A 20,127-nucleotide genomic window follows, 5' to 3' on the forward strand; every position below is an offset into this window, starting at 1 on the left:
GCCCCCCATGCAAAACCCACAGAACCTGATTTGGATCGATCTGGAAATGACCGGTCTGAACCCCGACACCGACGTCATCATCGAGATGGCGACCATTGTCACTGACAGCAATCTGAACACCTTGGCTGAAGGGCCGGTCATCGCTATCCACCAGAGCGACGAGATCCTTGCCGGCATGGACGAGTGGAACACTCGCCAGCACGGTGGTTCCGGCCTGACCCAGCGGGTTCGCGAAAGCCGCATCAGCATGGCCGAAGCCGAAGCCCAGACCATTGCCTTTCTGGAGCAGTGGGTACCCAAGGGCAAGTCGCCCATCTGTGGCAACAGCATCTGCCAGGATCGGCGCTTCCTCTATCGCCACATGAAGGCTCTGGAAAGCTACTTCCATTACCGCAACCTGGACGTTTCGACCCTCAAGGAGCTGGCCGCCCGCTGGGCTCCTGACGTGCGCGACAGCTTCAAGAAAGGCAGCACCCATCTGGCCCTGGACGACATCCGCGAGTCCATCGCCGAGCTGCAGCACTATCGCAAGCACTTCATCAAATTCTGACCTGCAGGAGCCGGCTTGCCGGCGAACGGGCGCGCGCTGCAAGTGGCGCCCGTACCCGCCCTCTTTTGGTGCTCGCCTCAACTGAGTAGACTGCGCGCCTTCCTGTAAGGACCGCCATCATGCTGTTGATGCTTTATCTGATCGCCATTACCGCCGAAGCCATGACCGGCGCCCTGTCTGCCGGACGGCGTGGCATGGACTGGTTTGGCGTGGTGCTGATCGCCTGTGTCACTGCGCTTGGCGGTGGTTCGGTGCGTGATGTGCTGTTGGGGCATTACCCGCTGACCTGGGTCAAGCACCCGGAATACCTGGTACTGACCTCGGTGGCGGCGTTGGTGACGATCTTTATCGCGCCCCTGATGCGTCACCTGCGTTCGCTGTTTCTGGTGCTCGACGCCGTGGGTCTGGTGGCCTTTACCCTGATCGGCTGCATGACCGCCCTGGAAATGGGCCACGGCATGCTGGTGGCGTCGGTCAGCGGGGTGATCACCGGGGTCTTTGGCGGCATCCTCCGGGATATTTTCTGCAACGACATTCCCCTGATCTTCCGCCGTGAGCTGTACGCCAGCGTGTCCTTCGCCGCGGCCTGGTGCTACATGCTGTGCATCTATTTGCAGTTGCCCAGCGAGCAATCGATCCTGGTCACCCTGTTCGGTGGCTTTCTATTGCGCCTGCTGGCGATCCGTTTTCACTGGGAAATGCCCAAGTTCGTCTACAACGACGAGCATTGACGGTTGGCGTGCTGCGCCAGGGCCCATTCCACGTGTTCGCGGACCAGTTCCGAGGGATAGTCCTGGCGGGCCTTGAGCGCTTCCAGCACCGGAATGCTTGAGGGCGCGTTGCCCAGGCCCACCGCCAGGTTGCGCAGCCAGCGCTCATAGCCGGCACGGCGCAGGGGCGAGCCTTCGGTGCTGCTGAGGAACTTGTCCTCGTCCCACATGAACAGTTCCGCCAGTTCGGCATTGTCCAGGTTGTGCCGGGGGTTGAAGTCGCCTTCTGCCGAGGGGCGGGCGAAGCGGTTCCAGGGGCAGACGATCTGGCAGTCATCGCAGCCGAATACCCGATTGCCGATCAGTGGGCGCAGGTCTTCGGGAATGGCGTTTTTCAGCTCGATGGTCAGGTAGGAAATACAGCGCCGGGCATCCAGTACATAGGGGCCGACGAAGGCATTGGTCGGGCAGATGTCCAGGCAGGCGGTGCAGCGTCCGCAATGTTCGGTGGCGTGGGGTTCGTCCACGGGCAGCGGCAGGTCGACGAACAGCTCGCTGAGGAAGAAGTAGCTGCCGGCCTTGCGGTTGAGCACCAGGGTGTTCTTGCCGATCCAGCCGAGCCCGGCCTGCTCGGCGATGGCTTTTTCAAGTACCGGTGCGCTGTCGACGAACGCGCGGTAGCCAAAGGGGCCAATGGCTTGCTGGATGCGTTCGGCCAACTGCTGCACACGTTTGCGGATGAGCTTGTGATAGTCGCGGCCCAAGGCGTAGCGCGAGACATAAGCCTTGGACGGTTCGGCCAGGCGCTGGGCCATCTGGGTGTCGCCGGGCAGGTAGTCCATGCGCAGCGATACCACCCGTAGCGTGCCGGGCACCAACTGATCGGGATGGGAGCGTTTGCTGCCATGGGCGCCCATGTATTCCATTTCGCCGTGGTAGCCGGCGGCGAGCCAGCGCTCCAGATGCTGCTCATGCTCGGCCAGGTCCAGGCCGCTGATACCGACTTGTTGAAAGCCCAGTTCGCGGCCCCAGTCCTTGATCGATTGGGCGAGAGCGGGGAGATCCTGGGTAATAGCGGGCATGAGGCGAGAGAAACCGGAGCTGAGGTGCGTATAATTCTGCCAGACATCGGAGCCCGAAGACGCATGCCGCAGACAAAACACCCTTTACTCGACGTTCAGCTGCTGACTGACGCTCATTTGCCGCGATTGGAAGCTCGTCCTCTGGACGCTCATAAGGGGCAATTCGGTCATTTGTTGCTGATCGGTGGCGACCGCGGCTTTGCTGGCGCCGCGTTATTGAGTGCGGAAAGTGCCTTGCGCAGTGGTGCGGGGCTGGTGTCCCTGGCAACTCGCAATGAGCACGTCGCGGCGGCCGCTGCGCGGCTGCCGGAAGTCATGACCCAGGGCACCCATTCGGCCAATCAACTGATGGGGCTGTTGGCGCGGGCCACGGTACTGGTGGTTGGTCCCGGACTGGGGCAGGGCGCCTGGGGGCGCAGCCTGTTGTCGGCAGCGGCCAACGCGCCTTTGCCTCAGGTATGGGATGCCGATGCCTTGAATCTCCTGGCCTTGGGCGGTCTACAACTGCCGGCGGCCAGCGTGATCACCCCCCATCCCGGGGAGGCGGCTCGTCTGCTGGGGATCTCCATCGCCGAGGTTCAGGGTGATCGTCCGGCGGCGGCCCGAGCCTTGAGCGCAAAATACTCGGCAGTTGCCGTGCTCAAGGGGGCTGGCAGCCTGATCGCCAGCCCCGAGGGGCAAGTGGCCCGCTGTGATGGTGGGCATCCGGCGATGGCCACGGCGGGGCTGGGGGACGTGCTCGCAGGATTGATCGGTGCGTTGCTGGCGCAGGGACTGTCGACATTCGATGCGGCTTGCCTGGCGGTCTGGGTACACGCCCGCGCTGGCGAGCAGCAAGGCAAATTGGGCCGAGGGCTGGCGGCCAGTGATCTGATTCCAGCCATTCGTCAGTTGTTGGAGGAGCAATCACCGTGTCTGAGTTAACCCTTTATCTGGCCGACGAGCAGGCCATGGTGGAATTTGGTGCACGCATTGCTCGCGTCACTCAGGGCGTGGGGGTGATTTTTCTTGAGGGCGATCTGGGGGCGGGCAAAACCACCCTGTCCCGGGGGATCATCCGTGGCCTCGGGCATGACGGAGCGGTAAAAAGTCCGACCTTTACCCTGGTGGAGCCCTACGAGATAGGTTCGGTGCGGGCTTTTCACTTCGACTTGTATCGTCTTGTGGACCCGGAGGAGCTGGAGTTTCTGGGGATTCGCGACTACTTCGAAGGTGATGCACTGTGTCTGTTGGAGTGGCCCCAGCGTGGTGCAGGCTTTTTGCCAAAGCCCGACCTGACCATTACCATTACCCCGCATAACAATGGGCGTTCTGTGCATCTATTGTCTCAAGGCTCGCGAGGCGAGTCCTGGTGTGCCGCTTTGGCGTTGGAATTCAAATAATTGATGGGGTTAGGTATGCGCATTCGCGCGTTGGTTGCTGTCGTAGGACTGTTGCTTACGGCATTGGCCGTTGATGCTGTGGCCGCTACACAGGTTCGCAGCGTCCGCCTGTGGCGGGCACCGGATAACACGCGACTGGTCTTCGACCTGTCCGGTCCGGTTCAGCACAGCGTCTTTACCCTGACGGCCCCGGATCGTCTGGTGATCGATATCAATGGCGCAACCCTCGGCGGTCCACTGAATGTCGCCACGGCCAATACGCCGATCACCGCCATGCGCTCGGCGCAGCGTACCCCCAGTGACCTGCGAGTGGTCATCGACCTGAAAAAGGCCGTCACCCCCAAGAGTTTTACCCTGGCGCCCAACGCCCAGTACGGCAATCGCCTGGTAGTCGACCTGTTCGACAACCCTGCTGATGCCGCACCGCCTGCTGCTCCGCCGCCTGCTGTGGCCACCGTTCCCGCCGTGCCAGTCACGCCTGCGGAGCCCGCGATCAAGCTGCCGCCGGCCCCGGCGGGCAAGCGCGACATCATCGTGGTGATCGACGCCGGTCACGGCGGTGAAGACCCGGGTGCCTCCGGCTCCCGTGGCCAGCATGAGAAAGATGTGGTGCTGGCCATCGCCCGTGAACTGCAGCGCCAGATTAATGGCATCAAGGGGTTCCGCGCCGAGTTGACCCGTACTGGCGACTACTTCATTCCGTTGCGCGGTCGTACCGAGATCGCTCGGAAGAAGGGCGCTGACCTGTTCGTTTCGATCCACGCCGATGCCGCGCCTTCGACCGCAGCCTTTGGCGCCTCGGTATTCGCCCTGTCCGAGCGCGGCGCCACATCGGAAACTGCCCGCTGGCTGGCGGACAGTGAAAACCGCTCTGACCTGATCGGTGGTGCCGGCAACGTCAGCCTGGATGACAAGGACCGGATGCTGGCCGGGGTGCTGCTGGATCTGTCGATGACCGCATCCCTGACCTCCAGCCTCAATGTCGGGCAGAAAGTCCTGAACAACATCGGCCGGGTCACACCGCTGCACAAGCAGCGTGTGGAACAGGCTGGGTTCATGGTGCTCAAGTCCCCTGATATTCCATCCATCCTGGTGGAAACAGGCTTTATCTCCAACTCCAACGAAGCCTCGAAGCTGGCTACTGTCAGCCATCAGCAGGCCTTGGCTCGCTCCATCAGCAGCGGCGTGCGGCAGTTCTTCCAGCAGAACCCGCCACCGGGCACCTATATCGCCTGGCTGCGAGATTCCGGGAAGATTGCCCAGGGGCCTCGCGATCACCGGGTCAACCCGGGGGAAACCCTGGCGATGATCGCGGTGCGCTACCAGGTATCGGCGCCTGCCCTGCGCAGTGCCAACAATCTGAAAAGCGATGAATTGAAAGTGGGGCAGGTTCTGACCATCCCCGGCACTGAATTGGCGGCCAAGGAATGAGTGACTCGGTAATCAGTGGCGCGCGCATCGAGCTGCTCAGTCCGCGCCTGGCTAACCAGATTGCCGCGGGTGAGGTGGTTGAGCGCCCGGCTTCGGTGATCAAGGAGCTGCTGGAAAACAGCCTGGACTCTGGCGCCAAGCGCATTGATGTGGATGTCGAGCAGGCTGGAGTCAAGCTGCTGCGGGTCCGTGATGATGGCAGTGGCATTTCCTCCGACGATCTGCCTCTGGCGCTGGCGCGGCACGCCACCAGCAAGATCCGCGACCTGGAAGACCTCGAGCGGGTGATGAGCCTGGGGTTTCGCGGTGAAGCCCTGGCCTCCATCAGTTCCGTGGCGCGCTTGACCCTGACCTCCCGTACCCGTGATGCCGATCAGGCCTGGCAGGTCGAAACCGAAGGTCGCGACATGGCGCCGCGAGTGCAGCCGGCGGCCCACCCGGTAGGCACCTCGGTGGAAGTGCGTGACTTGTTCTTCAATACTCCAGCCCGACGCAAGTTTCTCAAGGCGGAGAAAACCGAATTCGATCACCTGCAGGAGGTGATCAAGCGTTTGGCTCTGGCGCGTTTCGACGTGGCCTTCCATTTGCGCCACAACGGCAAGAGCATCCTCAGTCTGCATGAAGCCAAGGATGATGCAGCTCGCGCCCGGCGCGTGGCGGCGGTCTGTGGCTCGGGCTTTTTGGAGCAGGCGCTGCCCATTGAGGTCGAGCGCAACGGTCTCCATCTTTGGGGCTGGGTGGGCTTGCCAACCTTCTCCCGCAGCCAGGCGGACTTGCAGTATTTCTATGTCAACGGTCGTGCGGTACGGGACAAGCTGGTGGCTCACGCGGTGCGTCAGGCCTATCGCGATGTGCTGTTCAACGGCCGGCATCCGACTTTTGTGCTGTTTTTCGAGGTCGATCCCTCGGTGGTCGACGTCAATGTGCACCCGACCAAGCATGAAGTGCGCTTCCGTGATGGGCGCATGGTGCATGACTTCCTTTATGGCACCTTGCACAGGGCTTTGGGCGACGTGCGCCCCGAGGACCAGTTGGCGGCGCCGGCGGCGGTAGCAGGGATTGTGCGGCCAAGCGGTATCGAAGCCGGTGAGTTCGGACCCCAGGGTGAAATGCGTCTGGCCGCGAACCTGGCCCTGGAGCAGCCGCAGTCCCAGCCGAGCTTCAATGCGCCGGGCACCGGTGCTGGTAGTGGCTATCAGTATCAGTACACACCACGGCCCCAGCCAGTGCTGCCGGCTGCGGAGTCCCAGGGAGTCTATCGCGAGTTCTTTGCTCCCTTGCCTGGGGCTGCGGCCACAGCCCTGCCGGAGGGGCAGGAGGATATTCCGCCTTTGGGCTATGCCCTGGCACAGCTCAAGGGCATCTATATCCTTGCGGAAAACGCTCTGGGCCTGGTGCTGGTGGATATGCACGCTGCTCATGAGCGGATCATGTACGAGCGTTTGAAGGTGGCCATGGCCAGCGAAGGCTTGAGTGGCCAGCCGTTGCTGGTGCCGGAATCGATTGCCGTCAGCCAGCGTGAAGCCGATTGCGCGGAAGAGCATGTCGCCTGGTTCCAGCGTCTGGGCTTCGAGTTGCAGCGCCTGGGACCTGAGTCTCTGGCGATTCGGCAGATTCCGGCGCTGTTGAAGCAGGCTGAAGCCAATCGACTGGTGCATGATGTGCTTGCTGATTTGATGGAATACGGCACCAGCGACCGAATTCAGGCTCATCTCAATGAGCTGCTCGGCACCATGGCCTGCCACGGCGCGATTCGCGCCAACCGGCGCCTGGCCCTGGCGGAAATGAATGGCCTGTTGCGGGATATGGAAAACACCGAGCGCAGCGGCCAGTGCAACCACGGTCGACCGACCTGGACCCAATTGGGTCTGGACGATCTGGACAAACTCTTTTTGCGCGGCCGTTGATGACTCAGCTTCCTCCAGCGATTTTCCTGATGGGCCCGACCGCTGCGGGCAAGACCGACCTGGCCATCGAGCTGACCAAGGTGCTGCCTTGCGAGTTGATCAGTGTCGATTCGGCGCTGGTGTATCGCGGCATGGATATTGGCACCGCCAAGCCCTCCAAGGAGTTATTGGCGCAGTTTCCCCATCGCCTGATCGATATTCTCGACCCTGCCGAAAGCTACTCGGCGGCAGATTTTCGCACCGATGCCCTCGCGGCCATGGCCGATATCACCGCTCGGGGCAAAATTCCGCTGCTGGTGGGGGGCACCATGCTGTATTACAAGGCGCTGCTTGAAGGCCTGGCGGATATGCCGCCAGCAGACCCGCAGGTCCGCGCCGAACTCGAAGACGAGGCTCAACGCCTTGGTTGGCAGGCTCTGCATGATCAACTGGCGGCTGTGGACCCCGAGTCTGCGGCGAGGATTCATCCCAATGATCCTCAACGCCTGACCCGAGCGCTGGAAGTCTATCGGGTCAGCGGTCTGACAATGACCGCTCATCGTCAGCGTCAATTGGCGCAAAGTGCTGAGGCAGGCGCATCGGGACGCGGTCAATTGCCCTATACTGTCGCCAATCTGGCCATCGCTCCGGCGAATCGTCAGGTACTGCACCAGCGTATTGCACAAAGATTCACACAAATGTTGGAACAGGGATTCATTGACGAGGTCGTAGCTCTGCGCTCAAGAAGTGACCTGCATGCCGGGTTGCCGTCTATACGTGCAGTGGGTTACCGCCAAGTCTGGGATCATCTGGATGGCAAGCTGACGTCAGCCGAAATGCAGGAGCGGGGCATCATTGCCACGCGCCAATTGGCGAAACGGCAGTTCACCTGGTTACGCAGTTGGGCTGACCTGCAATGGTTGGACAGCCTGGATTGCGACAATCTGCCACGCGCCTTGAAATACCTAGGGACGATCTCCATATTGAGCTGAGTCCTTGCAATTGCCGTCTATCCTTGGGGGTGTGACGGTTTGAGCTATCTGTTTTCCGATTTTTATTATTGATCCTTAAAGGAGTGCGGCACATGTCAAAAGGGCATTCGCTACAAGACCCTTACTTGAATACATTGCGTAAAGAGAAAGTTGGGGTTTCCATCTATCTGGTTAACGGGATCAAACTGCAAGGCACGATCGAGTCCTTCGACCAGTTCGTTATCCTGCTGAAAAACACCGTCAGCCAAATGGTTTACAAGCACGCTATCTCTACAGTGGTTCCAGTTCGCCCAATTCGTCTGCCTAGCGCATCCGAATCCGAACAGGGTGACGCTGAGCCAGGTAACGCCTAATAGGAGTCTCCTTTGTTCTTTGAGCGCCACGGTGGTGGTGAACGGGCCATTCTCGTTCACTTGGATGGTCAGGACCCTGAGGCGCGCGAAGATCCGCAGGAGTTTCAGGAGCTGGCATTATCGGCCGGCGCCGAGACCGTCGCGTTTGTTAGCGTGCCGCGTCATCGGCCAACCGCCAAATACCTGGTTGGCAGCGGCAAGGTCGAGGAATTGCGCGATCTGGTCAAAGCCGAACAGGTAGACCTGGTGATTTTCAATCACATCCTCACGCCCAGTCAGGAACGTAACCTCGAACGTGTATTCGAGTGTCGCGTGATTGATCGCACGGGTCTGATTCTCGATATCTTCGCTCAGCGCGCACGCACTCATGAGGGCAAGCTCCAGGTAGAACTGGCACAGCTTGAGCACATGAGCACGCGATTGGTTCGTGGCTGGACTCACCTTGAACGGCAGAAAGGCGGTATTGGTCTGCGTGGTCCGGGTGAGACTCAGTTGGAAACCGACCGGCGCCTGCTGCGAGTGCGTCTGCGGCAGATCAAGGCGCGTCTGGAAAAGGTTCGCAGCCAGCGCGAGCAGGCTCGTCGAGGCCGTAAGCGTGCCGACATTCCTTCAGTTTCGCTGGTGGGCTACACCAACGCTGGCAAGTCCACGTTGTTCAATGCTGTCACCGCGTCCGATGTTTTCGCCGCCGACCAGCTGTTCGCTACCCTCGATCCGACCTTGCGCCGCTTGGAGCTGGATGATCTGGGGCCGATTGTGCTGGCTGATACCGTCGGTTTCATTCGCCACCTGCCGCACAAGCTGGTGGAGGCGTTTCGGGCTACCCTCGAAGAGTCCAGCAACTCCGACTTGCTGCTTCATGTGATCGATGCTCACGAGCCCGAGCGCATGGCCCAGATCGAGCAGGTGATGGTGGTACTGGGTGAGATCGGGGCTCAAGACTTGCCGATCCTGGAGGTCTATAACAAACTCGATTTGCTCGAGGGTGTGGAGCCGCAGATTCAGCGCGATCCCGATGGCAAGCCGCAGCGTGTCTGGTTGTCGGCCCGTGATGGCCAGGGACTTGATCTGCTCAAGCAGGCCATTGCGGAGCTGCTGAGTGAAGATTTGTTCGTAGGCACCTTGCGCTTGCCTCAGCGTTTTGCTCGACTGCGAGCACAGTTTTTCCAGTTGAACGCTGTGCAGAAAGAAGATCACGACGACGAAGGGGTCAGTTTGCTGGCCGTTCGCCTGCCGCGGGCCGAGTTGAACCGGCTGGTCAGTCGCGAAGGTCTGCAACCGTCGGAATTCATCGAGCAACACACTTTGCAATAAAAGCCTGGGCATGCGGTTGTGCCGCTGTAGCAGGCATTCTGTAGCATTGGTCGGCGCGCCGTGGGTGCGTCTTTGCTTTATCAGATGGAGAGCGCTATGGCTTGGAATGAGCCGGGTGGCAACTCGAATAATCAGGACCCTTGGGGTGGTAAGCGCCGCAATAATGGCGATCGCAAGGGGCCACCAGATCTCGACGAGGCCTTCCGTAAGCTGCAGGAAAGCCTGAATGGGTTGTTCGGTGGTGGTAAGAAACGTGGTGATGACGGCGGTAGCTCCGGCAAGGGCGGTGGTTTCGGCTTGCTGGGTATTGGTCTTGTCGTGCTGGCGGCCGTGTGGCTGTACAGCGCGGTTTATGTAGTCGATGAGCAGGAGCAGGCCGTGGTGCTGCGCTTCGGCAAATACTACGAAACCGTCGGCCCGGGTCTGAACATCTACTTCCCGCCGATCGATCGCAAGTACATGGAAAACGTCACGCGTGAGCGTGCCTACACCAAGCAGGGGCAGATGCTCACCGAGGACGAGAACATCGTCGAAGTGCCGCTGACCGTGCAGTACAAGATCAGCAATCTGCAGGACTTCGTGTTGAACGTTGATCAGCCGGAAATCAGTCTGCAGCATGCAACCGACAGCGCCCTGCGCCATGTGGTGGGTTCCACCGCCATGGATCAAGTGTTGACTGAAGGTCGTGAATTGATGGCCAGTGAAATCAAGGAGCGGTTGCAACGCTTCCTCGACAACTACCGCACCGGTATCACCGTGACTCAGGTGAACGTACAGAGCGCAGCTGCACCGCGTGAAGTGCAGGAAGCCTTCGATGACGTGATCCGAGCTCGTGAAGACGAACAGCGTTCGCGCAACCAGGCTGAAACCTACGCCAACGGTGTTGTGCCGGAGGCTCGTGGTCAGGCTCAGCGCATCCTCGAAGATGCCAATGGTTATCGCGACGAAGTGGTATCGCGGGCCAAGGGTGAGGCTGATCGCTTTACCAAGCTGGTTGCCGAGTACCGCAAGGCTCCTGAAGTGACTCGTCAGCGCCTGTACCTGGACACCATGCAGGAAGTCTTCAGCAATACCAGCAAAGTTCTGGTAACCGGCAGCAAAGGCGGGCAGAACAACCTGCTCTACCTGCCGCTGGACAAGATGATCGACAGTGGTCGTAGTGGCGGTGTTCCGGCAACGGGATCAGCGTCTGCGACCAGCAATGAAGCGAATGCGCGCGCCGCTGCGGAGCACATGCAGCAACAGCAGCAGACGCGTTCTAGGGAGAGTCGCTGATGAGCAATAAATCGCTGATCGCCCTGATCGTGGGCGTTGTCGTGGCGGTGGTTGCCTGGAACAGCTTCTACATCGTCGCTCAGACCGAGCGCGCGGTGTTGCTGCAGTTCGGTCGTGTGGTCCAGGCTGATGTCCAGCCTGGCCTGCATGTGAAAGTGCCCTACGTGAACCAGGTGCGTAAGTTTGATGCGCGCCTGATGACCCTGGATGCACCGACACAGCGCTTCCTGACCCTGGAAAAGAAAGCCGTCATGGTGGATGCCTACGCCAAGTGGCGAGTGAAGGATGCCGAGCGCTTCTACACCGCGACTTCCGGTCTCAAGCAAATTGCCGACGAGCGTCTTTCCCGTCGTCTGGAATCGGGCCTGCGTGACCAGTTTGGTAAGCGCACCCTGCATGAAGTGGTTTCCGGTGAGCGTGATGCGCTGATGGCGGATATCACGGCTTCGCTGAACAGGATGGCGGAAAAGGAGCTGGGTATCGAAGTGGTCGATGTCCGGGTCAAGGCCATCGATCTACCGAAGGAAGTGAACCGCAGCGTGTTCGAGCGCATGAGCACCGAGCGTGAGCGTGAGGCTCGCGAGCACCGTGCCAAGGGTAACGAGTTGGCCGAAGGTATTCGTGCTGACGCTGATCGTCAGCGTCGCGTGCTGCTGGCTGAAGCCTATCGCGAGTCTGAAGAGGCGCGCGGTGATGGTGATGCTCAGGCGGCGGCGATCTACGCCAAGGCCTACGGCCAGGACCAGGAGTTCTATGCGTTCTACCGTAGCCTGCGTGCCTACCGTGAAAGCTTTGCAAACAAATCCGACGTCATGGTTCTGGACCCAAGCAGCGACTTCTTCCACTACCTGGAAAAGTCCAAGCCTTGATCAGGCCCTGATCCTTGGGCACCCCGCCGGGCGGCTAAAATGCCTCGCGGGGTGATCCTTTGGGAAAACGGGTGTATGATGCGGCAGCCGGGAAATTCCCGGCTTTTTTGCGTCTGCATCTTTGATTGGCCGTGGCTCGTTCAAGAGCTCGGCAAGATTTTTCGAGGAAAATAGTCTGTACAGCTGATTTCTGGCTGCCTGTCCGGCTGAGCTCGCGTCGGATGCGACTGTTTTCTGCTTCACTCTAAGGCTGGCCCCAGGCTTGCCGCCCGGACCATAGGGGAATGGCGTAATGGCAACGGTAGACCGCTGGCTGCTGCCAGATGGCATCGAAGAAGTATTGCCGCCGGAAGCGGCGCGCATTGAAGTGGCGCGTCGTCAGGTGTTGGATCTGTTTCAGAGTTGGGGTTACGAGTTTGTCGTGACTCCCCATATCGAATACCTGGAATCCCTGCTGACAGGTGCCGGCCAGGACCTGGACCTGCGTACCTTCAAGGTCATCGACCCGCAGTCGGGTCGGCAGATGGGGTTCCGTGCCGACATTACGCCTCAAGTGGCGCGCATCGATGCCCACACCCTGCGTCGCGAAGGGCCGAGCCGCCTGTGCTATGCCGGCAGCGTGCTGCATGCTCAGCCGCGGGCCTTGTCGTCCTCGCGCAGTCCGATCCAGTTGGGCGCCGAGTTGTACGGCGACGCCAGCCCGAGCAGCGACGTTGAGGTCATCAGTCTGATGTTGGCCATGCTGCAGTTGGCCGATGTGCCGGATGTGCACATGGATCTGGGGCATGTGGGCATCTACCGCGGCCTGGCCCAGGCTGCCGGCCTGTCCGGTGCCGTGGAGCAACAATTGTTCGATGCCCTGCAGCGCAAGGCGATCGATGAAGTCATCAGCCTGACCCAGGGCCTGCCTGCCGATCTGGCCGACATGCTGCGCTCCCTGGTGGAGTTGTGTGGTGGCCGCGAAGTATTGGGCGATGCTCGCCGTCGCCTGGCGGGTGCGCCGACCTCGGTGCTGCTGGCCCTGGATGAATTGCTGACGATCGCCGAGCGCTTGTCGGTGCGTTTCCCTGACTTACCGTTGTATTTCGATCTGGGCGAGCTGCGGGGCTATCACTACCACACGGGTGTGGTGTTCGCGGTGTTTGTACCGGGCGTGGGTCAATCCATCGCTCAGGGCGGTCGCTACGATGACATCGGCGCGGATTTTGGGCGTGCCCGTCCAGCCACCGGTTTTTCTACCGATTTGAAAACCCTGGTGACCCTGGGGCGTGCTGAGGTCGAGCTGCCGTCTGGTGGTATCTGGATGCCTGACAGCACTGACGCGGCACTCTGGCAGACCGTCTGCCAGTTGCGCAGTGAGGGTCAGCGTGTCGTTCAGGCGTTGCCTGGGCAACCTTTGGCCGCCGCCCGTGAAGCGGACTGCGACCGGCAATTGATTCAGCAGAATGGGCTTTGGCAAGTATTGCCGCTGGCTTCTTGAGTTTTCCTGCCGGCGGCTGCCGGCACCAAGTTTGCGCGAATGAGGACAAGTGTTATGGGTAAGAATGTCGTAGTCCTGGGCACCCAGTGGGGTGATGAGGGCAAAGGCAAGATCGTTGATCTGCTGACCGAACATGCCGCCGCCGTAGTGCGCTACCAAGGTGGCCACAACGCTGGCCACACCCTGGTGATCGACGGTGAGAAGACCGTGCTGCACCTGATTCCGTCCGGCGTGCTGCGCGAAGGCGTGCAGTGCCTGATCGGTAACGGCGTGGTGGTAGCACCGGATGCCTTGATGCGTGAAATCGTCAAGCTGGAAGAGAAAGGCGTGCCGGTGCGTGAGCGTCTGCGCATCAGCCCTTCCTGCCCGCTGATCCTGTCCTATCACGTAGCCCTGGACCAGGCCCGCGAGAAGGCTCGTGGCGAGCAGAAGATCGGTACTACCGGTCGCGGCATCGGCCCGGCTTACGAAGACAAGGTTGCCCGTCGCGGGCTGCGCATCGGTGATCTGTTCCACCGCGAGCGTTTCGCCGCCAAGCTGGGCGAGTTGCTGGACTACCACAACTTCGTGCTGGTCAATTACTACAAAGAGCCTGCCATCGACTTCCAGAAGACGCTGGACGAGTGCATGGAGTACGCCGAGCTGCTCAAGCCGATGATGCTCGACGTCACCGCCGAGCTGCACCAGCTGCGTCGCGCCGGCAAGGACATTATGTTCGAAGGTGCCCAGGGTTCGCTGCTGGACATCGACCACGGCACCTATCCGTATGTCACCAGCTCCAACACCACCGCTGGCGGCATCGCCACCGGTTCGGGCGTGGGCCCGATGTACCTGGACTACATCCTGGGCATCACCAAGGCCTACACCACTCGTGTGGGTTCGGGTCCGTTCCCGACTGAGCTGTTCGATGACGTCGGCGCTTTCCTGGCCAAGCGTGGCCACGAGTTCGGTGCGACTACCGGTCGTGCCCGTCGTTGCGGCTGGTTCGATGCCGTGATCCTGCGTCGCGCCATCGACGTCAACAGCATCTCGGGCCTGTGCCTGACCAAGCTGGACGTACTGGACGGCCTGGAAACCATCAATATCTGTGTTGGCTACAAGAACCAGGATGGTGCAGTCATCGACGCGCCTACCGACGCCGACAGCTACATCGGCCTGGAGCCGGTGTACGAGCAGATGCCGGGCTGGAGCGAATCGACCCTGGGTGCCAAGACCCTGGAAGAGCTGCCTGCCGCTGCTCAGGCCTACATCAAGCGCATCGAAGAGTTGGTCGGCGCGCCGATCGACATTATTTCGACGGGCCCGGACCGCAACGAAACCATCGTTCTGCGTCATCCGTTCGCTTGATAAGTTGTTGATGTAAAAACCAAAGGGCCCTTGATCGGGCCCTTTGTCGTTTCTGTCTGTCGTGCGGCACGACCCTTGCTGTGAAACTCGCTTCTAGAGTGCCATCAGAATAATGGCGCCAAAAGTAGAGGGATTTCCTGTGTCGGCCGTTCTCTCACTGTTACAAAGCCGTTTACTGCGGCCTGTGTTCGTTACTCTCGGTATCGCCCTTTTGGTGCAGGTAGTACTCGCCGTTGCACTGACTCGGAGCACGGTAACTGCCCTGGAGGCCGATCTGGCTGCGCGTTTGGGTGTTGATAGTCAGAAGTTGTCTGGCGAACTCGAGCAGGCGGGCAAGGAAGTCACTTCCAGTCTGGAAAGCCTGTCCAGCAGTACGCGTCAGCGTCTGACGGCGGGGCTGTCTTCGCGTCTAAAGGAGGAGCAGGTCCAACTGCGCGCAGCGCTGGAGAAGGATCTTAAGGACTCCGCCAATGATATGGCCCAGTTGCTGGCCTCTGTGGCGCCTCGTGCCATGTGGGACAGTGATGTGCCGACTCTGTCCGAGTTCGCACGGCGTGCCCAGCGTAACCCCAACGTACTGTTCGTGGTCTATGACGATGCTGCAGGTGAGCATCTGACTCGCTATCTGAATCGTGAGAATCCGATCAACAAGGCCCTGCTGGAAAAGGGCAAGGGCGATCGGGCCTTGGACAAGGTTCTGGATGCCGCCAAGAACGATCCTTCTGTCTACTACCTTGAGGCGTCGATCAATCCTAATGGAGTGGAAATCGGCAAGGTGCTGATGGGGGTGTCCACAGCCTCGGTAGAGGCAGATATCGCCGCCCTGGATCAGCGCTTCGGGGCATTGATCGCCAGCAGTGACCAGTTGGTTGGCGACAGTCTCAAGGGAGCCTCCGCCGACAGTTCGGCGGCCATGCGCTCGCGCTTGCAATCGGCTCAGGCCACTGCCGCGCAGATGCAGGCCAATACCGCAAGCACGGTGCAGGAGGCTGCGGCCACCTTGCGCTGGCAGATCGGTGTTGGCCTGGCGCTGGTGGGTTTGGCCCTGCTGCTGTTGCTGGCGGTAGTGTTGGGGCGGCGAGTGGTGAACAAACTGCATCTGTTGATCACGGCTCTCAACGATCTGGCAGCAGGCGAAGGGGATCTGACCAAGCGCGTGCCTCTCAACAGCAATGATGAGATCGGTGATATGGCCTCGGCGGTGAATCGCTTTGTGGATAAGTTGCAGCCCATTGTGCGCGAAGCGGGCGATGTGGCGCAGCGTACCGGTGTGGAGATTGGGGCTATGAGCCTGCGCAATGCTGGGGCGGATGCAGCGGCTGAGGCGCAGCGTGACGAAGTGGCCGAAAGCTTGCGGGCGCTATCGCAGATGGCTGATGAGGCCCAGGCGGAAAGCCAGGCGATGCAGGCGGCGCTGCAGCAGGTGGTGGAGATCCGTCAGGCCACTGACGAGAACACCCGCACTTCGGAGCAGGTTGGCAGTCTGATCGAAGCCCTGGCCGGGCAGGTGGATACCGGGGCCAAGGTGATCGAGCGCCTGGCTCAGCAGAGCGAGCAGATCGAGGTGGTGCTGACGGTGATTCATGGCATTGCCGAACAGACCAACCTGCTGGCGCTGAATGCGGCGATCGAAGCAGCGCGCGCCGGTGAAACCGGGCGCGGGTTTGCCGTGGTGGCGGATGAGGTGCGAGCCCTGGCCAGCAAGACCCAGAGTTCCACGGGCGATATCCAGGCCCATATCGGCGCGTTGCAACAGGGCGCGCGGGAGGCGGTGGCGGCTATTGGCCAGGCCGGCCGTCAGGCCAGTGAGGGTTTGCTGGTGCTGCGTGACAGTGTCCGCCTGCAGCAGACGGTGCAGTCTTCGGTCGAACAAGTGCATGCCGCGATTGGCTTGGCTACCCAGGCTGCGGCGCATCAGGCTCAGGGCGCGCAAGCGGTGCGGGGGCGGGTGGAAACCATTCATGCCCAGGCCGAGCGAGCGGCTCAGGCTGTGGTGGAGACCACCGCCAGCGGCAAGGTACTGGACAGCCTGGCGGCGCAGCTCAAGGCCAGTCTGGGGCAGTTCCGCGCTTGATCTTTCGCTGGCCGGCTGGCTCCTGCGTCACTTTGTAGGAGCCGGCGTGCCGGCGAAGCACTTCTCAACGGCTCAGATACATCTGCGTCGTCAGCAGGTACACCGGCAGCCCAGACACCAGAATCAGCAGTGCTGCATAAGGTGCCGCGGCCGCAAACTCCACATTCGCGGTATGGGCCCAGACCTCTGTGGCCAGGGTATTCAGCCCGGTCGGGCTGAGCAGCAAGGTTGCAGTCAGCTCTTTCATCGCATCCAGAAACACCAGGGCGAAGGCCGCGCCCAGTGCTGGAAAGATGATCGGCAACGTTACCCGGCAAAAAGCACTGAATGGCGATGCTCCCAGGGTTCTTGCCGCTTCTTCCAGTTGCGGCGCGGCCTTGTTCAGGGCGGTGCGGATGGGCGCCTGTGCCAGGGGCAGGAACAGCAGGGCATAGGCGATCAGTAACAGCGCCGAGGTTTGATACAGCACCGGCACATAGTGCAGGGCGAAGTACACCAGCGTCAGGGCGATCACCAGGCCGGGCAGGGCATGCAACAGGTAGGGCAGACGCTCGGCCCAGATGGCCAGTCGTCCCTTGTGACGCACCACTAGCAATCCCACAGGAACCGCCAGCGCCAGGCACAGGGCGGCACCGCCCAGGGACAGCGCCAGGGAGGAAAGCAGTGCTTCGCCGATGGCTGCCACCGGGAAAGCGGCCGATGAACCCACGGCCAGCCAGTAGGCAAGCATGCCCAGGGGAACGCCGCTGCCAATCAAGGCCAGTAGCAGACAGTAGATTTGTCCGCCTGCGGACCAGCGTCCCAGGCGTACCTGTTCTGCATGTCGCGCTGCACCTTGGCCGGTGCGTACGTGACGCCCCTTGCCACGAACCCGCAGCTCTAGACCCAGCAGTATCAGGCACAGCACCAGCAGTACCGCCGAGAGCATGGCTGCGTTGGCGTTGCTGAACTCCAGCTCGAATTGCTGATAGATCGCCGTGGTGAAGGTTTGCAGGCCGATGATCGACAGGGCGCCGAATTCCACCAGCATGTGCAGGGCAATCAACAGGGCTCCTGCCAGTAACGATGGCCAGAGCAGGGGCAGGGTGATCTTGAAGAACACGCCCCAGCGATTTTGCCCAAGGGTGCGTGCGGACTCCTCGAGGGAGGGGTCAAGATTGCGTAGGGTGGCTGCCACTGGCAGGAACACTAGGGGGTATTTGGACAGGGTCATCACCAGGATCGCACCGCCCAGTCCTTCGAATCCGGCGCTCAGGGACACCCAGGTGAAGCTGCTGATGAAGGCCGGTACGGCGAAGGGCAGGCACAGCACTACGCCCCAGATCCGTCGTCCTGGCAGATCGCTGCGCTCCAGCAGCCAAGCCAGGGATAGGCCGATCATTGCGCAGGCGATGGTGACTCCCAGCATCAGTAGCAAGGTGTTGCTTAGCAGGCGGAATACATAAGGGCGCCACAGCAGGTGCAGCGCTTCGGCCCAGCCGGCTTGCCAGGCCTTGAGCCCGACATACAGCAGAGGCAGCAGGCTCAGGCAAACCAGTAGCAATACCGGCAGCAGCAGCCAGATCGATGGTCGCTTGCGCCTCGGCACGTAAGGCGTGCGCGAGACGGGGGCGCAGAGTGGTGGACTCATCAGTTCAGGCCGACGTCGCGTTCCAGGTCCAGTGCTTCCTCGGCATTTCCGAGGTCGGCCGGGGTTACTTTCGGAGCCTGCAGTTCACTGAATGGCTTGAGGCCGCGATCCGACTCCATGCCTTTATGCAGTGGGTACTCGGCGGTGGTCTGGGTGATCACCCGCTGACCCTCTTCGCTGGCCATATAGGCAAGGAGCTGTTGAGCTTCATTCGGGTGTTTGCTGGACTTGAGCACTGCGGCGCTGGAGACCGTGATCAGGCCGCCAACATCGCCGCCGGTGAAATAGTGCAGCTTCGAGTCCAGTTGACCTTTTTCCCGTTGCAGTGCGAACCAGTAGTAGTTGTTCACCAGGACGGTGGCCACTTCACCGTTTTCCACGGCCTTGAGGGCTACCATGTTATTGCTATAGACCTTGCCGAATGCCCGCAGGCCGGTCAGCCACTCTTCTGCTGCATCCATGCCGTGCAATTTGATGATGGCCACGGCTTGTTCCTGGAAGGCGCCGCTGGTCGGTACGAAACCGACCTTGCCTTGCCATTGTGGCTGGGAGAACTCCATCACCGACTTGGGCAGGTCTTTCTCATTGATCAGTTTCGGGTTGAAAGCCACCACTCGCACTCGAGCGGTGATGCCGATCCAGGTGCCGTTGCTGGCTACGTATTCCTTGGGCAGGACGGCCAGGGTCGCGGCATCGGTCTGGGCAAGCAGGCCTTGTTCGCCCAGTTTGTTCAGGGGCGGCGACTCTTCGGTGTAGATCACATCAGCGGGGGAGCGATCGCCTTCTTCGACGACCTGGCTGGCCAACTGATTGCTGCTGCCCTTGCGCACGTTGACGTGGATGCCGGTCTTGGCTTCGAAGGCCTTGGCAACGGCATCGCCGACTTCCTTGTGCTGGCCGTTATACAGGGTCAGGGAAACTGGATCGGCTGCTTGGGTGAGTGGAGATGCCAGGGTCAATCCCAGCAAAGTGATGGTCAAGCCACGCAGAAGGGATGTTGGAAGGAGGGTATTTCTGAACATCATTCGCAGGTTTCCTCACTGTAGTGCCGCAAAAACTTGTAACAATCATAAACGATATCGTTTCTCATGTGCGCTTTACGGGTACGACGGCGGGGCGATGAGGCGAGGGAATGCCTGGAGGCATAAACGCAAAAACCCGCTTTCGCGGGTTTTTGGGATACTTGAAAGCGATGCTCTCAAGTTTGAATTGGTGCCCAGAAGAAGACTCGAACTTCCACGACCTTGCGGTCACCAGCACCTGAAGCTGGCGTGTCTACCAATTTCACCATCTGGGCAGTATCGACGTCGTCGCCGTGTCGATGGAGCGCACTATACGGACCGTGTTTTGATCTGTAAACCCCTGTTTTGGTTTTATTAAATCAAACACTTAGAATGCAAAAACCCGCTTTCGCGGGTTTTTGTTTGAGTCTTGAAATTGATCTAATCTCAAGCTCTTGAATTGGTGCCCAGAAGAAGACTCGAACTTCCACGACCTTGCGGTCACCAGCACCTGAAGCTGGCGTGTCTACCAATTTCACCATCTGGGCAGTATCGCTGACGTCTCCGTCGTCGATGGCGCGCACTATACGGAGGCTCTTTTAAACTGTAAACCCCCGATTTCAAAAAAGTTTGAAAAAAGTCTCCGGTGGCAGGCGTGAGGATGTTTCTGAGGCGGCGATGAGGATTTTTCCAGCGTTGTCTGAGCCTGAAATTTCCCGTTTCAATACGCGTATGCCAAACTAACCCGCAT

General features: G+C 60.5%; 17 protein-coding genes and 2 tRNA genes. 14 read left to right on the forward strand and 5 right to left on the reverse strand.

Annotated features, from left to right (window positions below):
* Positions 1-7 precede the first annotated feature (7 nt).
* Both orn and ACMGF8_RS07820 read left to right on the forward strand, forming a co-directional pair.
* Positions 8-550 carry an oligoribonuclease gene (gene orn, locus ACMGF8_RS07815; protein WP_011058931.1) on the forward strand — a complete coding sequence of 181 codons (543 nt, stop codon included), beginning with the start codon at positions 8-10 and terminating at the stop codon, positions 548-550.
* A gap of 116 nt (positions 551-666) precedes the next feature.
* Positions 667-1,281: a trimeric intracellular cation channel family protein gene (locus ACMGF8_RS07820; RefSeq protein ID WP_169893104.1), complete on the forward strand. Its 615-nt coding sequence runs from the start codon at positions 667-669 to the stop codon at positions 1,279-1,281.
* Here ACMGF8_RS07820 and queG read toward each other — a convergent pair.
* Positions 1,263-2,342 (reverse strand): tRNA epoxyqueuosine(34) reductase QueG, encoded by a 1,080-nt coding sequence (gene queG, locus ACMGF8_RS07825; RefSeq protein WP_416759198.1) that lies wholly within the window; start codon positions 2,340-2,342, stop codon positions 1,263-1,265. The two genes, ACMGF8_RS07820 and queG, sit on opposite strands and share 19 nt — an antisense overlap.
* Before the next feature lie 63 nt (positions 2,343-2,405).
* Between queG and ACMGF8_RS07830 the strand changes: the two genes are divergently transcribed.
* The 12 genes from ACMGF8_RS07830 to ACMGF8_RS07885 all read left to right on the forward strand — a co-directional run bounded on the left by ACMGF8_RS07830 (position 2,406) and on the right by ACMGF8_RS07885 (position 16,745).
* Positions 2,406-3,266: an NAD(P)H-hydrate dehydratase gene (locus ACMGF8_RS07830; protein ID WP_306408165.1), complete on the forward strand. Its 861-nt coding sequence runs from the start codon at positions 2,406-2,408 to the stop codon at positions 3,264-3,266.
* The gene (tsaE, locus tag ACMGF8_RS07835; protein ID WP_207166986.1) at positions 3,254-3,724 is read left to right on the forward strand and encodes a tRNA (adenosine(37)-N6)-threonylcarbamoyltransferase complex ATPase subunit type 1 TsaE; all 471 of its coding nucleotides are present in this window, start codon (positions 3,254-3,256) and stop codon (positions 3,722-3,724) included. The genes ACMGF8_RS07830 and tsaE overlap by 13 nt, the downstream gene beginning before the upstream one ends.
* A 3-nt stretch (positions 3,725-3,727) precedes the next feature.
* Positions 3,728-5,155, forward strand: coding sequence for an N-acetylmuramoyl-L-alanine amidase (locus ACMGF8_RS07840; RefSeq protein WP_205413457.1), 1,428 nt, complete (start codon positions 3,728-3,730; stop codon positions 5,153-5,155).
* Entirely contained in the window at positions 5,152-7,062 is a 1,911-nt protein-coding gene (gene mutL, locus ACMGF8_RS07845; protein ID WP_102862908.1) for a DNA mismatch repair endonuclease MutL, read from the forward strand. The genes ACMGF8_RS07840 and mutL overlap by 4 nt, the downstream gene beginning before the upstream one ends.
* Positions 7,062-8,033 carry a tRNA (adenosine(37)-N6)-dimethylallyltransferase MiaA gene (gene miaA / locus ACMGF8_RS07850; protein WP_102862909.1) on the forward strand — a complete coding sequence of 324 codons (972 nt, stop codon included), beginning with the start codon at positions 7,062-7,064 and terminating at the stop codon, positions 8,031-8,033. Before mutL ends, miaA begins: the two co-directional genes overlap by 1 nt.
* Before the next feature lie 92 nt (positions 8,034-8,125).
* On the forward strand, positions 8,126-8,386 hold the full coding sequence (hfq, locus tag ACMGF8_RS07855) for an RNA chaperone Hfq (RefSeq protein ID WP_007921378.1): 261 nt from the start codon (positions 8,126-8,128) through the stop codon (positions 8,384-8,386).
* Positions 8,387-8,398: 12 nt separating this feature from the next.
* Complete coding sequence (hflX, locus tag ACMGF8_RS07860; protein WP_416759202.1) at positions 8,399-9,700, forward strand: ribosome rescue GTPase HflX; 1,302 nt, start codon at positions 8,399-8,401, stop codon at positions 9,698-9,700.
* A 96-nt stretch (positions 9,701-9,796) separates the two neighbouring features.
* Entirely contained in the window at positions 9,797-10,975 is a 1,179-nt protein-coding gene (gene hflK, locus ACMGF8_RS07865) for an FtsH protease activity modulator HflK (RefSeq protein ID WP_102862911.1), read from the forward strand.
* Positions 10,975-11,844 (forward strand): protease modulator HflC, encoded by an 870-nt coding sequence (gene hflC / locus ACMGF8_RS07870; RefSeq protein WP_102862912.1) that lies wholly within the window; start codon positions 10,975-10,977, stop codon positions 11,842-11,844. The genes hflK and hflC overlap by 1 nt, the downstream gene beginning before the upstream one ends.
* A gap of 292 nt (positions 11,845-12,136) precedes the next feature.
* Positions 12,137-13,324: an ATP phosphoribosyltransferase regulatory subunit gene (locus tag ACMGF8_RS07875; protein WP_102862913.1), complete on the forward strand. Its 1,188-nt coding sequence runs from the start codon at positions 12,137-12,139 to the stop codon at positions 13,322-13,324.
* A gap of 54 nt (positions 13,325-13,378) precedes the next feature.
* Positions 13,379-14,671 (forward strand): adenylosuccinate synthase, encoded by a 1,293-nt coding sequence (locus ACMGF8_RS07880; protein WP_047283686.1) that lies wholly within the window; start codon positions 13,379-13,381, stop codon positions 14,669-14,671.
* Positions 14,672-14,810: 139 nt separating this feature from the next.
* Complete coding sequence (locus ACMGF8_RS07885) at positions 14,811-16,745, forward strand: methyl-accepting chemotaxis protein (protein ID WP_102862914.1); 1,935 nt, start codon at positions 14,811-14,813, stop codon at positions 16,743-16,745.
* Positions 16,746-16,809: 64 nt separating this feature from the next.
* Here the strand turns inward: ACMGF8_RS07885 and ACMGF8_RS07890 are convergent, their stop codons facing one another.
* The 4 genes from ACMGF8_RS07890 to ACMGF8_RS07905 all read right to left on the reverse strand — a co-directional run bounded on the left by ACMGF8_RS07890 (position 16,810) and on the right by ACMGF8_RS07905 (position 19,924).
* Entirely contained in the window at positions 16,810-18,375 is a 1,566-nt protein-coding gene (locus ACMGF8_RS07890; protein ID WP_416759206.1) for an ABC transporter permease, read from the reverse strand.
* A complete protein-coding gene (locus ACMGF8_RS07895; RefSeq protein ID WP_102862916.1) occupies positions 18,375-19,400 on the reverse strand; it encodes an extracellular solute-binding protein in 1,026 nt (341 codons plus the stop codon). Before ACMGF8_RS07895 ends, ACMGF8_RS07890 begins: the two co-directional genes overlap by 1 nt.
* 185 nt (positions 19,401-19,585) lie before the next feature.
* Positions 19,586-19,672: transfer RNA gene (locus ACMGF8_RS07900), tRNA-Leu, on the reverse strand.
* Between the two features lie 165 nt (positions 19,673-19,837).
* Positions 19,838-19,924 (reverse strand) — tRNA-Leu (locus tag ACMGF8_RS07905).
* Positions 19,925-20,127: the final 203 nt, after the last annotated feature.

The sequence above is a fragment of the Pseudomonas sp. BNK-7 genome (assembly GCF_048072025.1).
Classification (GTDB): domain Bacteria; phylum Pseudomonadota; class Gammaproteobacteria; order Pseudomonadales; family Pseudomonadaceae; genus Aquipseudomonas; species Aquipseudomonas danubii.

Coding starts and splice junctions, on each gene's coding strand:
- orn (WP_011058931.1), top strand. CDS start 8: ATGCAAAACCCACAGAACCTGATTTGGATCGATCTGGAAATGACCGGT.
- queG (WP_416759198.1), bottom strand. CDS start 2,342: ATGCCCGCTATTACCCAGGATCTCCCCGCTCTCGCCCAATCGATCAAG.
- ACMGF8_RS07830 (WP_306408165.1), top strand. CDS start 2,406: ATGCCGCAGACAAAACACCCTTTACTCGACGTTCAGCTGCTGACTGAC.
- ACMGF8_RS07840 (WP_205413457.1), top strand. CDS start 3,728: ATGGGGTTAGGTATGCGCATTCGCGCGTTGGTTGCTGTCGTAGGACTG.
- mutL (WP_102862908.1), top strand. CDS start 5,152: ATGAGTGACTCGGTAATCAGTGGCGCGCGCATCGAGCTGCTCAGTCCG.
- miaA (WP_102862909.1), top strand. CDS start 7,062: ATGACTCAGCTTCCTCCAGCGATTTTCCTGATGGGCCCGACCGCTGCG.
- hfq (WP_007921378.1), top strand. CDS start 8,126: ATGTCAAAAGGGCATTCGCTACAAGACCCTTACTTGAATACATTGCGT.
- hflK (WP_102862911.1), top strand. CDS start 9,797: ATGGCTTGGAATGAGCCGGGTGGCAACTCGAATAATCAGGACCCTTGG.
- hflC (WP_102862912.1), top strand. CDS start 10,975: ATGAGCAATAAATCGCTGATCGCCCTGATCGTGGGCGTTGTCGTGGCG.
- ACMGF8_RS07875 (WP_102862913.1), top strand. CDS start 12,137: ATGGCAACGGTAGACCGCTGGCTGCTGCCAGATGGCATCGAAGAAGTA.
- ACMGF8_RS07880 (WP_047283686.1), top strand. CDS start 13,379: ATGGGTAAGAATGTCGTAGTCCTGGGCACCCAGTGGGGTGATGAGGGC.
- ACMGF8_RS07890 (WP_416759206.1), bottom strand. CDS start 18,375: ATGAGTCCACCACTCTGCGCCCCCGTCTCGCGCACGCCTTACGTGCCG.
- ACMGF8_RS07895 (WP_102862916.1), bottom strand. CDS start 19,400: ATGATGTTCAGAAATACCCTCCTTCCAACATCCCTTCTGCGTGGCTTG.